Below are 14,699 nucleotides of genomic sequence, written 5' to 3'. Positions count from 1 at the left end.
GAGCACTACCGGTAACCCGGCCGATGCATCTATCGGTCCGGCCCGGAAGGGGTCGCGATGACGCAGCGGGTGATCCACCGACCGGCCCGGATCTCGCCACCGGAACCGGAGCCGACCGCGCTCGACGTGGTCTCGCCACCGGCGCTGCCCGACGGTGGCGGCGGGTTCGCGGGCGTCATGCAGGTCTTCCTCCCGATCATGGGTGGTGCCGGCATGTTGCTCATGATGATGGCCAACAAGAACCCGATCATGATGATCGCCGGGCTCGCCATGCTCGTCGCCACGGTGTTCGGGGGGATCGCCGCGTACGTCACCCAGCGCACCGGCGCAGCGCGGCGCTTCGCGCGGCAACGGCAGCGGTACCTGGAGTACATCGACCGCGTACGCGACCAGATCAGGGCCGACGCGGTGACCCAGCGCGCCGCCGCCCAGCACCGGCACCCCGCCCCGGAGGTGCTGCCGGACCTGCTGCGTGACCCGCACCGGCGGTGGGAGCGGCGGCTCGCCGACCCGGATTTTCTGGTGCTGCGGGTCGGTCAGGGCCAGGACCGCCTCTGGCGCCGGGTCACCCTCCAGGCCGACGAGAACAACCCGCTCGTCGACCTGGACCCGGTGACCCTGGCCGCCGCACGGCTGGTGGTGGACCGGGATCGGCTGCTCGACGGCATGCCCGTCGCGGTGCCGGTCACCGGCGTGGTGTCGGTGGTCGGCAGCCCGGCAGCCACCCGCAACCTGGTCCGGGTGCTGGTGGCGCAGCTCGCCACCCTGCACGCCCCGGACGACGTACGCCTCGCCTGGCTGCTCGGCGGCACCGCCGGGCCGGAGTTCGACTGGCTGAAGTGGCTTCCACACTGCCTACACCCGAGCGAGTACGACGGTCCGGCCCCGCAGCGACTCGTGGCCGCCGACCCGATGTCGCTGGCGTCGCTGCTCACCGCGGAGCTGTCCCGGCGCGTCGGTGAGGTCAACCGGGCCCGGCGACTGGGCGACCCGCAGCACCGCTTCCGGGGCAACCGGCTGGTAGTCGTGGTCGACCAGATCTCGGCCGGGCGGGCCGACCCGCTCGCCCACCTGGAGGCCGGCCTGGCCCCGGAAGACCTGGGCATGGCGGTGGTGGTGCTTGTCGACGACCGGCAGCACGAGCCGTCCCACGTGGACGTGCGGGTGCTCTGCGAGGACGACCGCATCACCGTCCAGGACCTGCGGAAGGTCACCGACAGTCGGGCGCCGACGATCCTGGCCCAGCGCGAGCGGATGCGCGGCGCGGCCACCGGGACTGTCGACCGGCTCGACCTGACGGAGATGGAGCTGCTGGCCAGGCGGGTCTCGCCGCTGCGGCTGGTGGCCGACACGGTGGACGACGCACCGCTGGAGGCGACAGTCGACCTGCGTGGCCTGCTCGGCATCGTCGACGAGGCGAGCTACGACGTGGGCTCGCTGTGGGCGCCGCGGATGCTGCCGGACTTTCTCACGGTGCCGTTCGGGGTGGGTCCGGACGGCAATCCGGTACACCTGGACATCAAGGAGGCCGCGTTGGGCGGCATGGGCCCGCACGGGCTCTGCGTCGGCGCGACCGGCTCCGGCAAGTCCGAGGTTTTGCGGACCATGGTGCTCACCCTGGCGATGACCCACCCGCCGGAGCGGCTGAGCCTGGTCCTTGTCGACTACAAGGGCGGCGCCACCTTCGCCGGGTTGGAACACCTGCCGCACACCTCGGCGATGATCTCGAACCTCTCCGACGACGCCGGGCTGGTGGACCGGCTGCACGACGCGATCCAGGGGGAGATGAAACGCCGCCAGCAGATCCTGCTCGACGCCGGCCAGTTGGCAAACATCACGGAGTACAACAGGCGGCGTGACGCCGGCCGTCCGCTGCCCCCGCTGCCCAACCTGATGGTGATCATCGACGAGTTCAGTGAGCTGCTGACCGCCAAACCGGAATTCATCGAGCTGTTCATCGCCATCGGCCGGATCGGCCGTTCGATAGGCATCCACCAGCTGCTCGCCTCGCAGCGGCTGGAGGAGGGCCGACTACGGGGGTTGGAGTCGTTCCTGTCCTACCGGCTGGGGTTGCGCACCTTCAACGAGCAGGAGAGCCGCACCGTGCTGGGTGTGCCCGACGCGTACCGGCTGCCGCCGCTGCCCGGCTCGGGCTACCTGAAGGTCGACACCACTGTCTTCGAACGGTTCAAGGCGGCGTACGTGTCCGGCACGTACCGCCCTCCGGCCGGCGAGGAGGTGGTGGACGCCGCACCCGACCCGATGGTGTTCCTGATGTACAACATGGCCCGACACCTGCCGAAACCGTTGACGACCGACAACGCGGAGACCGACGAGAGCGTCACGGCGCCGAGCACGCTGGACGTGGTGGTCGACCGGTTGCGTGAACACGGCCGTCAGGCGCACCAGATCTGGCTGCCGCCGCTGCCGGCGGCGCTGCCGCTGGATGCCGTGGTGGGCCCGTTGGAGACCGATCCGGCGTACGGCCTGGTGGCCCCGATGGAACGGCGCGGACGGCTGCGGATCCCGCTCGGCCTGCTCGATCGGCCCACCGAGCAGAAGCAGGAGCCGTTCGTCCTGGACATCTCCGGCGGCGGGGGGCACGTCTGCATCCTCGGCGCGCCACAGACCGGCAAGTCGACGCTGCTACGCAGCCTGGTGGCCGGCGCGGCGCTGACCCACACACCGCAGGACATCGCGTTCTACTGCGTCGACGTCGGTGGCGGCGCGCTGAACGCGCTGGCCGGCCTGCCACACGTCGGCGGGGTGGCCGGTCGTCTGGACCCGGACCGGATCCGCCGCACGGTGACCGAGGTCAGCATGCTGATGACCGAGCGGGAGGAGCTCTTCGCCGCGCACGGCATCGACTCCATCGACACGATGCGGCGGATGCACCGGGAGGGCCGGCTGCCCGAGTTGCCCGCCGCGGACGTGGTGCTGGTGATCGACAACTACCCGGTGCTCAGGGCGGAGTTCGAGGATCTCGCGGACCTCGTACAGGACATCGGGGCGCGCGGGCTCGGTTACGCCGTACACCTGGTGTTGACCGCCGGTCGATGGTCGGACCTGCGGATGCAGCTCCAGGCGGTGATCGGCTCGAAGATCGAGTTCCGGTTGAACGACCCGCTGGACTCGACGATCAAGCGGCAGGCCGCGGAGAACCTGCGGGCCGACACCCCCGGCCGCTGCCTGACCCAGGACGCCCTGACCGCGCACATCGCGCTTCCCCGCATCGACGGCAGCGACGACGTGGGCACGTTGCCGAAAGGGCTGGACGATCTGGTGTCGCGGGTGGCGACGGCCTGGACCGGCCCCTCGGCCCCGGCCATCCGGATGCTACCCACGATGATCGGGTACGCCGAGGTGGCCGGCGGGCTGCCCGCCGAAGGGCGGGTGCGCCTCGGGCTCGACGAGGCGGAGCTACGGCCGACCATGCTCGATCTCTTCGGCACCGACCCGCACCTGCTCGTCTTCGGTGATTCGGCAAGTGGCAAGACGTCCCTGCTCCGTCTGCTGGTCCGGGACCTGACCGCGCAGTTCACCGACGACCAGGTGGTCTTCGCGGTCGTCGACCTGCGGCGCACCATGCTGGACGCGGTTCCCGAGGCGTACCTCGGCGCGTACGCCGGCACCGCCACCGCCGCCCAGGGTCTGGTGCAGGGTGTCGCCAACGAGGTCCGCAAGCGGCTGCCGCCGGACACCCTCACCGTCGATCAGCTGCGAAGTCGGTCGTGGTGGAAGGGGCCGGAGATCGTGGTGCTCTGCGACGACTACGACCTGCTTCCCACCGGCGGCGCCGGGCCGTTGGCGCCGTTCCTGGAGTTCCTGCCGCAGTCGAAGGACCTCGGTTTCCATCTGGTGCTGGCCCGCCGCAGCGGTGGCGCCGGCCGGGCCGTCCACGAGCCGGTGCCGCAGCGGATGAAGGAGGTCGGCTGCGCCGGCCTGCTGCTCTCCGGCGAGCGGCAGGAGGGCCAGCTCTGGCCGCAGGCCCATCTCTCGGTCCAGCCACCGGGGCGGGGACGGCTGGTACGCCGTGGTCGTCGCACCACCCTCGTCCAGTTGGCGTACGCCGAGTAGAGCCCTGGGCATCTTCGCCTGGGACTTCCGGGCGACATTTCACCTGTTTCTGGCTCCCGGCCGCCGGGTAGGGCAAGCACATGGACACCAACACCACAGCCCATCTGGTCGGCGGCCCGCGCGACGGCAGCACCCACGACACCGGCGGCAGCGCCCTCGTCGAGGTGGAGATCGACGGCATGATGCACCGCTACATCAAGACCACCAAGCAGCACGACGACGGTCGACCGCTCTACAACTACGACGGGGTGGTCGCCCCGGACGGCGGCGAGCCCGGCGTCGAGGACCCGGCCGCCCGGGTCGCCTCGCCCCGGGCCGACGCCGAGGGGCACGGCGGCGACCGCTGAGCACCCGCAGGTCTTGCGGACCCGAACGACGGTCACGCCGGCCGGCTGCGGATGAACCGGGGCCGGCCGGGTAAGCGGCGGCCTTGCCTGGTGGGGAGACGACCGGTGTCGCGGTGTCCCGCGACGCTGACGCACGGGCGGGCGGCGGTGGCCGGCCCGCCCGTGCGCGCGCCGGTTCAGTTCGAGGTGATCCAGTTCCAGGCCGAGACGACCCACTCGGTCTGCTGCAGCCAGGCCACGCCGAGACCGACGAGGAAGACGGCGGTGGCCAGGTGGGCCCCCCGCGCGCTGCGCCGGACCCGCCCGAGCTGCCGCTCCAGCACCAACCGGCCGATCACCCGGGCAAGCGCGAACAGGCCGACCGCCACCAGCAGGCTCAACACGAGCACCAGCAGCGGACCGGACAGGTTGCCTCCACCGGAGAGCGCCCAGATCCCCCAGCACACGAACGCGAACAGTCCGCCCGCCGCGCTCCACTCTCCGCCGCGACGCAACTGGGCCAGGCGCCAGCTCAACGGCCGGCGCGGCGCCGGTTCACCCGGCCAGCCCGTACCTGTCGGCTCCTGCTCCACCACCGGGAACGGTTCGGTCCGTGAGGTGCGCGGCTGGCCCACCGGCGCGACACCCCGGCGGAACCCGTCCCGCTGCGGCGGCACCCCGACGCCGGCCTGCGGTGGGACCTCCACGGTTCGCTCCGCCCACGGCTGCGTCTGGTCTGCCATCTCGTCCTCCCCCTGACCGGCGGCACCACCACCGCCCGAATCCGAGGGTAGCCAGCCGGCAAATCGGTCGCCGACCGCCGTCCGGCGCGAACCCGGCACGACGTGTCGATTTCCACACCGGGCGAGGTACGGTCGGCTGATGGGTGATCCGGAGCGACGCAGGCGACGGCTGCGCCACCAGTCCGACTCCGATCCTGCCGTGCGCGGCGCCGACGGTGCGACGGTCAACACCGCCGGCGTACACGACGGCGTGGAGTCGCCGCCGCGGCGTCGGGGGCCCAGCGGCGACGACCGCGACGGCGAGCGGGGGTTACGAGGGCTGGTCGGCTCCGGCTCGTCCCAGGTGGGGCTGAGCGCCGCGCTGCGGGCCCGGGACGCCGCCCGACCCACCGACGACGACCTCGCCGAGGCGGAGGCCCGGGTGGTCGTCGTCCGCCGCAACTGGGTGCCCCGCGAAGAGCTGCCCCGCCCGCCGCGCTGACCGCGCCCGATCGGGCCAGCCTGGCCGACCGCGACCGGCCCGGTCGGCGTCGAGCGGACCGCACACGCGTCAGGGCAGGTCGGGCAACTGCCGGGTCTGCTCGTACGTGGCGACCTGGATGATCCGGCGGGCGTGCCGCTCGTTGCCGGAGAACGGCGTGTTCAGGAACGCCTCGACGATGCCGGTGGCCTCGTCCAGGGTGTGCTGGCGGGCGCCCACAGCGACGACGTTCGCGTCGTTGTGCTGGCGGGCGAGCTGAGCCGTCTCGACGCTCCAGGCGAGCGCGGCGCGTACGCCGACGATCTTGTTCGCGGCGATCTGCTCGCCGTTGCCGGACCCGCCGATCACCACCCCCAGGGAGGTCTCGTCGGCCACCACCCGGTCACCCGTGTGCAGGCAGAACGTGGGGTAGTCGTCGTCCGGGTCGTAGCTGTGCGGGCCGACGTCGACCACGTCGTACCCCTGCTTGGCCAGGTGATTGGCCAGGTGCACCTTCAACTCGAAACCGGCGTGATCGGATCCCAGGTAGACGCGCATACCGGGCAGTGTGTCAGGCCGCGCTCTCCGACGCCGCAGGGGCGGCGCCGGAGAGCCGGGTTCGTCACACGGTCGTGCGGGTGGTCACTCAGCGCGACAGCTCGGCGACCACGAGGCCGCCGCGCGCCTTCGGGGTGAACCAGGTGCTCTTACGGGGCATCTTCTCCCGAGCCAGGTTCACCGCGACGAAGTCCGCCACGGTCACCGGCGCGATGAGGACGGCCAGCTCGGCCCGCCCGGCGTCGACCTCCCCGGTGAGCCAGCTCGCCGGGTAGTCACCGCCCACGTAGGTGATCCGCTTGTCGCCCGGGTCCAACCCGAGGGCGTCGCGCAGCAGCAGTCGCTCGACAAGCGCGTGGTCCAGGTTCTCCAGGCGGGCGTCGGCGGTGGCGGGCAGGCGCACCGCGTACCCCTGGCCGGCGAGCCGGAGTCCGACGGTGCCGCCGGCCGCCGGGACCTCGACCGGGCCGTCGATCGGCGTGACCTCGGCCCCCGCGGCGCGTAACCGGTCGAGCAGCTCACCCGGCGTGGTGGTCAGCTCGCTGACCAGCCGGTTGTACGGCTGGATCGCCACCGACGCGGGCGTCGTCACCACGGCCAGGAAGCGCGACAACCCGCCGGTCTGGGCGGCCAGGCTGCGGTGGTTGCCGTCGGCGACGACCAGCTCGCCGCCACCGGCGAGCGCGGTGAGCGCATCCTGCTCCGGGCCGGGGCCGACCAGCCAGATGGCGTGGGTGCGCCCGGCCTGGTCGGTGTCGGTCGCGGCGGGCGCCCCGGCCGCGTCGGTTGCCGCCGCGAGCGCGGCGTGCAGCTCGTCGCCGCTCCCGGTCTGCAGCAGGAGTACGGGTGAGAGCAGGTGACCCAGCGCCTCGGCCAACGCGACGCGCTCGCGCACCTTGGCGATGAAGACGTCCTCGTTGCGGATCACCAGGCCCGGCTCATCGGCGCGGGTGGAGATCTGGTCGGTGTCCACCATCGCGAAGAGGCCGTACGCCGTCTCCTCGCCCGGGGCGGTGATCCGGTACAGCACGACCACCTGCTCGGCGGGCGTGTAACTGCCGTCGGCCTTGGCCTCGGCGAGCCGGGCCACCGAGGCCGGCAGCGCGTCGAGGAACGACGTGCCCAGGCTGTCGGGGGCCCGGTGCGGCATCTCGATGCCGAGGGCACTGTGCGGGTTCGCCTCGATGATCGCGGTGATCTCCGCGTCGTCGGCGAACTCGTCGTAGTTCTGCGCGCCGGTGCCCCCAGTGGTGATCCAGGCCCGGGCGATCGGATGCACGACCGTCATGCCCACTGACGCTACCGGCGGCGACGTCGCGGGCGACGGGGACCCGCGCGGCGTCCACCAGTTGAAAGTGCCGGGCCGGGACGTGGTGGTCAGCCGGCGCGGCCGGACGCGCCGTTGTGCCGCCGGTGTCGGCCGGCCACGACCGGTCCGGCGTTACCCCGCCGGCCGTTCGCGGCGGGTCCGGTGATCGCATTGCGGCGAGGGGCGGCGGGCGGCCCCGGTACGGGACGCGGTTCCGGCGGCGGCGCCGGAACCGGTCGCGGGTTCAGCGGTGGCGTCGGCACGGGACGCGGGGCGGTGGGTGCCGGCGGGGGTGGGGCGGGCTCGGCCGGCGCGGCCGCCACGACCGGCTCCACGGCCGACGGTACGACCGGATCCGACACCGCCGGCACGAGAGGCGGCGTCGCCACCACCGGCGACGCCACGACCGGGGTCGCCACGACCGGCGCCGTCGACACGATCGGCATCGGCACGGCCGGCGTCGTCATCGCCGGCGTCGGTGTGACCGGGCCGGGCATCAGGCGCGAGGTGACCGGCACCCGGGCCACGCCGACCACGATGGGCGGGGCGAGCAGGTCCACCACATGGGCGGGAAGGTCCGGGCGGACCGTCGGCCAGCGGGAGTCGTCGACCGACCAGTACGCCGCTCCGGGAGTCTCGTTCACCCCCTGTCGGGTCAACTGATCGTCACCGGACGCGCGGTGCTTGGCCATCGGGATTGCCTCCACGAGCTGCGGGGTGCGGCCCTGCGGGTCGCTGCGGCGGACACCGAGGGAAACGACGCCCCCCGCCCAGCGGTGACGCCTGACCGCGAGGCGTACCCGCCGACCGGCGCGGCGTGCCCCCGCCGGACCACGAGACGGTGGCCGGCGGGGGCGCGTGCGATCGCGGCTCAGTCGAAGATCGGGCCCAGGTCGCGGGTGCGCTTGAGCTCGTAGAAGCCGGGAGTGCCGGCGACCAGCAGCACGCCGTCCCAGAGCCGGCCGGCCGCCTCGCCCTTCGGCCTCGGCGTGATCACCGGGCCGAAGAAGGCGACAGGCGTGCCGTCCGGGCCGGGAGCGTGGATCACCGGGGTGCCCACGTCCTGGCCGACCGGCCGCATACCGGCCTCGTGGCTGGCGCGCAGCGCCTCGTCGTACTCGGTGCTGTCGGCGGCGGCGGCCAACGCCGGGTCCAGCCCGACGTCGGTGAGGGCGGCGGCGAACAACTTCGGGCCGAGCTGCTCCTTGCCAAGGTGGATGCGGGTGCCCAACGCGGTGTAGAGCTGACGGACGGCGTCCGCGCCGTGGGCCTGCTCCACGGCGATGCAGACCCGCACCGGGCCCCAACCGTTGTCCATCAACTCGCGGTACTGCTCGGGCAGGTCCCGGCCCTCGTTGAGCACCGACAGGCTCATCACGTGGTAGCGGATGGTCACTTCGCGGACCTGCTCGACCTCCAGCAGCCAGCGAGAGGTGATCCACGCCCACGGGCAGATCGGGTCGAACCACATGTCCACGGCGACACGTTCGGTCACGGTGCGGTCCCTTCGCGACGGGTGACGCCGGACGTCCGACGTCTCCTCCGATCCTCACCCCGGAGCACATCGACCGGTACCCGAATGAGAGCGTGACCTCGGCCACCGCCGGCTGCCGGTCCGTGGAAGACTCGGATCGGGCCGGACGTCACGAGCGGTCGGCAGACGGGCGCCGCCGGGCGTACGGCGAGACGTGGGATGGAGACGAACAGTGCCGGGAGTGCGTAACCTGACGCAGGTCGAGGCGACCGAGCGGGCCCGCCTGCTCGAGGTGACCGGGTACGACATCAGTCTGGACCTGTCGACCGCCGTGCTGGCGGCCGACGGCCGTACGTTCCGGTCGACGACCGAGGTCCGGTTCCGCTGCGGCGAACCGGGGGCGAGCACGTTCATCGAGCTGGCCGCCGACTCGGTGCGGTCCGCCACACTGAACGGCACCCCGGTGGACCTGTCCGACTGGTCGGCCGAGAAGGGTCTGACCCTGTCCGGGCTGGCCAGCGAGAACACCCTTGTCGTCGACGCGGACTTCGCCTACTCCAACAGCGGGCAGGGACTGCACCGCACGGTCGACCCGGTGGACGGCGAGACGTACCTCTACAGCCAGTTCGAGACGGCCGACGCGCAGCGGGTGTTCGCCTGCTTCGACCAGCCCGACCTGAAGAGCGTCTACACCTGGCACGCGACGGTGCCGGCGCACTGGCGCGTGGTGTCCAACATGCCGGTGCAGCGCGAGGAGCCGGCCGACGAAGGGTTCAAGACCCTCCACTTCACCGAGTCGCCCCGGATGAGCACCTACATCACGGCGCTGTGCGCGGGGCCGTACCACGAGGTGCGCGACACCCACGACGGCATCGACCTGGGGGTGTTCTCCCGGGCGTCCATGTCGCAGTACCTGGACTCCGACAACCTGTTCCTCGTCACCAAGCAGGGCTTCGACTTCTTCCACGAGAAGTTCGGCGTGCGCTACCCGCTGCCGAAGTACGACCAGCTCTGGGTGCCCGACTTCAACGCCGGCGCGATGGAGAACTTCGGCTGCGTCACGCACGCCGAGTCGCACTACCTGTTCCGCTCGCAGGTCACCGACTTCGAGTACGAGCAGCGCGCCAACACGATCCTGCACGAGCTGGCCCACATGTGGTTCGGCGACCTGGTCACCATGCGCTGGTGGAACGACCTGTGGCTCAACGAGTCGTTCGCCGAGTGGGCGAGCCACTGGTGCAACACCAACGCCACCCGTTTCACCGAGGCGTGGACGACGTTCCTGTCCATCCGCAAGAACTGGGGCTACCGGCAGGACCAGCTCTCCTCCACCCACCCGGTCTACACCGAGATGCCGGACATGGAGGCCGTGGAGGTCAACTTCGACGGCATCACCTACGCCAAGGGCGCGAGCGTGCTCAAGCAGCTCGTCGCGTACGTGGGTGAGGAGCCGTTCGTGGCCGGGCTGCGGGCGTACTTCGGCAAGCACGCGTGGGGCAACGCCACCTTCGACGACCTGCTCACCGAGCTGGAGGCGGCGTCGGGCCGGGAGCTGCGCAAGTTCGCGGCGCAGTGGCTGGAGACCGCGCAGGTCAACACGCTGCGCCCGGAAGTGACGATCGGCGCCGACGGCACGTACGAGCAGGTGGTCGTCCGGCAGGAGGCGCCGACGGCGTACCCGACGCTGCGCACCCACCGGATCGGCGTGGGCCTGTACGACCTGACCGACGGGCGGCTGGTCCGCCGCGAACGGTACGAGGTGGACGTGACCGGCGAGCGGACCGACCTCGCCGACCTGCGCGGCGTCCGGGCGGCCGACGTGCTGCTGCTCAACGACGACGACCTGAGCTACACCAAGCTGCGCCTCGACGAGCGGTCGCTGGCCACTGTGGTGCAGCACATCGGCGGCTTCGACTCGTCGCTGGCCCGCGCCCTGTGCTGGACGGCCGCGTGGGACATGACCCGCGACGCCGAGCTGGCCACCCGCGACTACGTGGCGCTGGTGCTGGCCGGGCTGCCCGCGGAGACGGACATCAACCTGGTGACCGCGACCCTGCGCCAGGCCACCACCGCGCTCACCCTCTACGCCGACCCGGCGTGGGCGGCCACCGGCTGGGCGGCCCTCGCCCGGACGGCGAAGGACGCGCTCGCCGCAGCCGAGGCGGGCAGCGGCTTCCAGCTGGCGTGGGCCCGCGCGTACACCTCGGCCGCCCGGTCCGAGGAGGACCTGGCGACGCTGCGCGGCTGGCTGGACGGCAGCGGTGCGCCGGCCGGCCTGACCGTGGACACCGAGCTGCGCTGGACGGTGCTCGGGGCGCTGGTCGCAAACGGCGCGGCAGGCGCCGCCGAGATCGAGGCCGAGCTGGCCGGTGACCGCACCGCCAGCGGCGAGCGGGAGGCCGCGTACGCGCACGCGCTGGTGCCGACCGCGGAGAACAAGGCGGCCGTGTGGGCGCTGCTGACCGGTCCGGACGCGCTGCCGAACTGGCGGCACCGGGCGCTGTTGCAGGGCCTCGCCCACCCGGCGCAGGTGGAGCTGGTCGCCCCGTACCGGGAGAGGTACTTCGCAGCGGTCGGCCAGGTGTGGGCCACGCGGGACAGCGAGCCTGCGCAGGAGTTCGCCCAGTTGGCGTACCCGACCTACCTGGTGGACGACGACACGGTGGCGGCCACCGACGCGTGGCTGGCCGGCGACGGCAACCCCGGTCCACTGCGTCGACTGGTCGCCGAGGGCCGCGACGGTGTGGTGCGGGCGCTCAAGGCCCGCGCGAAGGACGCCGCGCAGAGCTGACCAGCGAGTACGCGGCCCGGGGCCGGCGTGGATGCGAGTCCACGCCGCCCCGGGCCATTATGGTTGCGGAAGGAGGTGGACGCGATGGCACAGCCGACCTACGAGTGGCGGCCCCCGGCGCGCGCGTGGCGCGAGCAGGACCTGTTCAACCTTCCCGAGGACGGGAACCGCTACGAGATCATCGACGGGAGCCTGCACGTCACCCCACCGGCCGACGACGATCACCACGAACTGGCCGACAGAATCCGGACCGCCATGGGGGCTACGGCACCAGATGGGTGGCGGATTATTCGTGAGATCGGGCTGGGGCTGCCATCGGGCAACCTGATCCCGGATGTGACGGTGCTGAAGCCAGACACCCCACGTGGTGTGCGTTGGCATCAACCGCAGGGCGTCAGTCTCGTTGTCGAAGTGGAGTCACCGACGAGCCGCCGGCATGACCGCTTCACCAAACCCGGCCTCTACGCCGAGGCAGGCATCCCTCACTACTGGCGGGTGGAGCGAGGCGACTTCGGTCCGATCATCTACCGCTACCGCCTGATCAAGGACGTGCACTACGACCTGGTCGGCACCATCGGTCCGGACGACGCGGTGACCGTGGACGAGCCGTGGACGATGAGGTTGGACCCGAGCGCCTGGCCCCGCTGACACGTGAAAGCCCGGCCCGCTGAGGAGCGGACCGGGCTTCGTCGTACGTGGAAGGGGTCAGCCCTTGCCGGCGTGGCTGGCCAACTGGTCGAGGCCGTTGATGATGCCGCCGGCCAGGTCACCGCCGCTGAACGCGCCGACCATGGAGAGCGCCGCCAGCTTGGCGTACGTGTCGGGGATGCGCTTGCGGGCGTGCCGCCCGGTGACGATCTCCAACTTGCGCTGGTTGGGCGACACGGCGATCAGCACCGACTTGTCGGGGTCGGCGAGCTGGCGGTGCAGCCGCTGGGCGTGCTCGCGGATCGGCTCGTCGAGGCCGCCGACGAACACCGAGAAGACCAGGCCGGTGCCCTGGTCGGCCAGGCGCAGGGCCTCGTCGATGCGCAGCAGCTGGCGGGTCGAGAACGGCCCGTCCAGCACCTCGGGCGGACTGTCCGTCGCGGTCTGCTTCTCACCAACGGTCACTTGCGCCTCCGGTTCCACCGGCCGGCGCCTCGACGCTGGCCTGCTCTAGCTTGTGGCTGGTCAGCGCGGGGGCCTGCGCGCCCGCCGCCAGCGCGGTGCCGGCCGAGTCGGCCAGCTGCTCCGGGCGGCCCAGGAACCAGACCGGAGTGAAGTCGAAGGGCCGGCCCGGCCGGTAGCGCTTGGCGCCACCACGGCCACCGGCGCTACCACCACGGCTACCGGCGTACGACAGGCCGGCGATCACCAGCACCGCGGCCACCGGGATGCCGACGAAGACCAGCAACGTCTCGGTAACAGACAATCCCAACGCCCCCAGGCGGAAGAAGGACCTCGAACAATCGGGTCGGATGGACGATCATGATGGCGACCGGCCAGCTCCGTCACCATTCACGTTAGCGGAGTCGACGGCCCGCCAGATCGCGGGGTGCCGATCCCATCCGTCACTGGCGTGCTCCAGTTGCGCAGCGGTCGCGATGAGTCGCGCGTCGTCGCCGTACCGGCCGGTGAGCAGCACCCCGACGGGCAGCCCGTCGGTCGTGGCGCCCACCGGCAGGGACACCGAGGGATCGCCGGTGACGTTGAAGATGGCGCAGTAGGGCGAGAAGCGGCGTTGCCTGTCGAAATCGGCAGCCGGGTCGCCGTCGGCGGTGAACCAGCCGACGGGCGCCTGCGGTGCGGCCAGGGTGGGGCAGAGCAGCAGGTCGCAGCCGGCGGTGCGGGCGGCGCCGAGCCGCACCTGTGCCTGCAGCTCACCGAGGGTGGCGGCCAACGCGCCCGCCGAGACCGTGGCGCCCCGGGCCCGTAGCAGTCGCGTCAACGGCAGCAGCTCCGCCTCGCGCTGCGGGGGCACGGGGGCGAGCGCCAGCACGTACCAGATGATCTCGAACAGCGGCCACGCCTGGGGCCCCAGCGGCGGCGGCACCTCGACCACCTCGTGGCCGGCGGCGGTGAGCAGGGCGGTGGCCCTGTCGACGGCGGCCACGCAGTCGGGGTGCACCGGCTCGTCGGCGAGCATCGGCGTGGTGAACCGGCCGATCCGCAGCCGGCCGGGCTCGGCCCGGCGTGCGACGGCCAGGTATCCCCCGGGCGGCGCGGGCGGCGGCAGGTAGGGCTCGCCGGGCACCGGCACGGCCATGACGTCGAGCAGTGCGGCGACGTCGGCGACGGTCCGCCCGAGCGGGCCGCTGGTGGGCAGTCCGAACGCGCCGGAGCCGAGCGGCCCGCCGGAGACCAGGCCACGACTGGGCTTGTAGCCGATCAGGCCGCAGAGCGACGCCGGGATGCGCAGGGAGCCGCCGCCGTCGGACCCCTGGGCGATCGGGACCAGCCCGGCCGCGACCGCAGCCGCCGCGCCGCCGCTGGAACCACCGGCGGTGTACGCGAGCTGCCACGGATTGCGGGCCGGCGGTGCGACGCGGCCCTCGGAGTAGAGCGAGCAGCCCAGCTCGGAGGTGGTCGTCTTGCCGAGGCTGACGAGGCCGGCGGCCTTGATGAACCGGACCACGTCGGCGTCGACCGGTGGGACGAAGTCGGCGAACGCGGCCGAGCCGAAGGTGGTGCGTACCCCGGCGGTGAGGGTGAGGTCCTTGATCGCGGTCGGCACGCCGTGCAGCGGGCCGCGCCCCTGCACCGGGGCGGCGTCGGCGGCGCGCGCGGCCTGCCGGGCCAGGTCGGGGGTGACCGTGACGAACGCGCCCACGGTGTCGCCGAGCGCCGCCACCCGGTCCAGGCAGTGCTCGACCAGGTCGACGCTGGTCAGCTCGCCGCGGACGATCGCGGCGGCCTGCTCCAGCGCGGTCAGGTCGTGCGGCTCGGCCATCCCGTCATCCTGCCCGCTGCGAGCTGCCG

General features: G+C 72.4%; 13 protein-coding genes. 5 read left to right on the top strand and 8 right to left on the bottom strand.

Translation table 11 applies throughout. The features are described 5' to 3' along the window. Window positions 1-57: 57 nt before the first annotated feature. Both eccCa and ACGFIE_RS27275 read left to right on the top strand, forming a co-directional pair. Complete coding sequence (gene eccCa, locus ACGFIE_RS27280; protein ID WP_393299747.1) at window positions 58-4,077, top strand: type VII secretion protein EccCa; 4,020 nt, start codon at window positions 58-60, stop codon at window positions 4,075-4,077. 80 nt (window positions 4,078-4,157) lie between these two features. Further along, window positions 4,158-4,424: a hypothetical protein gene (locus tag ACGFIE_RS27275; RefSeq protein WP_393299744.1), complete on the top strand. Its 267-nt coding sequence runs from the start codon at window positions 4,158-4,160 to the stop codon at window positions 4,422-4,424. Window positions 4,425-4,600: 176 nt separating this feature from the next. Here ACGFIE_RS27275 and ACGFIE_RS27270 read toward each other — a convergent pair whose 3' ends face one another. Then, window positions 4,601-5,146, bottom strand: a complete 546-nt coding sequence (locus ACGFIE_RS27270; protein WP_393299742.1) for a hypothetical protein — start codon at window positions 5,144-5,146, stop codon at window positions 4,601-4,603. A gap of 139 nt (window positions 5,147-5,285) precedes the next feature. On the opposite strand from ACGFIE_RS27270, the gene ACGFIE_RS27265 reads away from it, so the two are divergent. Then, a complete protein-coding gene (locus ACGFIE_RS27265; RefSeq protein ID WP_393299739.1) occupies window positions 5,286-5,627 on the top strand; it encodes a hypothetical protein in 342 nt (113 codons plus the stop codon). Window positions 5,628-5,696: 69 nt separating this feature from the next. Here the strand turns inward: ACGFIE_RS27265 and ACGFIE_RS27260 are convergent, their stop codons facing one another. The 4 genes from ACGFIE_RS27260 to ACGFIE_RS27245 all read right to left on the bottom strand — a co-directional run bounded on the left by ACGFIE_RS27260 (window position 5,697) and on the right by ACGFIE_RS27245 (window position 8,968). After that, window positions 5,697-6,164 carry a ribose-5-phosphate isomerase gene (locus ACGFIE_RS27260; RefSeq protein ID WP_393299736.1) on the bottom strand — a complete coding sequence of 156 codons (468 nt, stop codon included), beginning with the start codon at window positions 6,162-6,164 and terminating at the stop codon, window positions 5,697-5,699. An 88-nt stretch (window positions 6,165-6,252) separates the two neighbouring features. Continuing rightward, window positions 6,253-7,452: a DUF1015 family protein gene (locus tag ACGFIE_RS27255; RefSeq protein ID WP_363690075.1), complete on the bottom strand. Its 1,200-nt coding sequence runs from the start codon at window positions 7,450-7,452 to the stop codon at window positions 6,253-6,255. Between the two features lie 89 nt (window positions 7,453-7,541). Beyond that, window positions 7,542-8,165 (bottom strand): hypothetical protein, encoded by a 624-nt coding sequence (locus ACGFIE_RS27250; RefSeq protein WP_393299733.1) that lies wholly within the window; start codon window positions 8,163-8,165, stop codon window positions 7,542-7,544. Window positions 8,166-8,344: 179 nt separating this feature from the next. Continuing rightward, complete coding sequence (locus ACGFIE_RS27245; protein WP_393299730.1) at window positions 8,345-8,968, bottom strand: DsbA family protein; 624 nt, start codon at window positions 8,966-8,968, stop codon at window positions 8,345-8,347. A gap of 220 nt (window positions 8,969-9,188) precedes the next feature. On the opposite strand from ACGFIE_RS27245, the gene pepN reads away from it, so the two are divergent. Next, window positions 9,189-11,738 (top strand): aminopeptidase N, encoded by a 2,550-nt coding sequence (pepN, locus tag ACGFIE_RS27240; protein WP_393299727.1) that lies wholly within the window; start codon window positions 9,189-9,191, stop codon window positions 11,736-11,738. Window positions 11,739-11,822: 84 nt separating this feature from the next. Next, window positions 11,823-12,386 carry a Uma2 family endonuclease gene (locus ACGFIE_RS27235; protein ID WP_393299724.1) on the top strand — a complete coding sequence of 188 codons (564 nt, stop codon included), beginning with the start codon at window positions 11,823-11,825 and terminating at the stop codon, window positions 12,384-12,386. A gap of 57 nt (window positions 12,387-12,443) precedes the next feature. On the opposite strand, the gene ACGFIE_RS27230 is transcribed toward ACGFIE_RS27235, so the two are convergent. From ACGFIE_RS27230 to ACGFIE_RS27220, 3 genes are all read right to left on the bottom strand, one after another. Then, on the bottom strand, window positions 12,444-12,851 hold the full coding sequence (locus ACGFIE_RS27230; RefSeq protein ID WP_393299721.1) for a DUF5130 family protein: 408 nt from the start codon (window positions 12,849-12,851) through the stop codon (window positions 12,444-12,446). Then, window positions 12,838-13,134: a hypothetical protein gene (locus ACGFIE_RS27225; protein ID WP_363690089.1), complete on the bottom strand. Its 297-nt coding sequence runs from the start codon at window positions 13,132-13,134 to the stop codon at window positions 12,838-12,840. Before ACGFIE_RS27225 ends, ACGFIE_RS27230 begins: the two co-directional genes overlap by 14 nt. Window positions 13,135-13,206: 72 nt before the next feature. Further along, a complete protein-coding gene (locus ACGFIE_RS27220) occupies window positions 13,207-14,670 on the bottom strand; it encodes an amidase (protein ID WP_393299718.1) in 1,464 nt (487 codons plus the stop codon). Window positions 14,671-14,699 lie beyond the last annotated feature (29 nt).

Source organism: Micromonospora sp. NPDC049275 (assembly GCF_043197115.1).
In the GTDB taxonomy this organism is placed as follows: domain Bacteria; phylum Actinomycetota; class Actinomycetes; order Mycobacteriales; family Micromonosporaceae; genus Micromonospora.
This window is presented reverse-complemented; position numbering and strand designations above follow the sequence as displayed.

Bases quoted from the DNA above. Each gene is read 5' to 3' on its own strand.
- eccCa (WP_393299747.1), top strand. From the start codon at position 58: ATGACGCAGCGGGTGATCCACCGACCGGCCCGGATCTCGCCACCGGAA.
- ACGFIE_RS27275 (WP_393299744.1), top strand. From the start codon at position 4,158: ATGGACACCAACACCACAGCCCATCTGGTCGGCGGCCCGCGCGACGGC.
- ACGFIE_RS27270 (WP_393299742.1), bottom strand. From the start codon at position 5,146: ATGGCAGACCAGACGCAGCCGTGGGCGGAGCGAACCGTGGAGGTCCCA.
- ACGFIE_RS27265 (WP_393299739.1), top strand. From the start codon at position 5,286: ATGGGTGATCCGGAGCGACGCAGGCGACGGCTGCGCCACCAGTCCGAC.
- ACGFIE_RS27260 (WP_393299736.1), bottom strand. From the start codon at position 6,164: ATGCGCGTCTACCTGGGATCCGATCACGCCGGTTTCGAGTTGAAGGTG.
- ACGFIE_RS27255 (WP_363690075.1), bottom strand. From the start codon at position 7,452: ATGACGGTCGTGCATCCGATCGCCCGGGCCTGGATCACCACTGGGGGC.
- ACGFIE_RS27250 (WP_393299733.1), bottom strand. From the start codon at position 8,165: ATGGCCAAGCACCGCGCGTCCGGTGACGATCAGTTGACCCGACAGGGG.
- ACGFIE_RS27235 (WP_393299724.1), top strand. From the start codon at position 11,823: ATGGCACAGCCGACCTACGAGTGGCGGCCCCCGGCGCGCGCGTGGCGC.
- ACGFIE_RS27220 (WP_393299718.1), bottom strand. From the start codon at position 14,670: ATGGCCGAGCCGCACGACCTGACCGCGCTGGAGCAGGCCGCCGCGATC.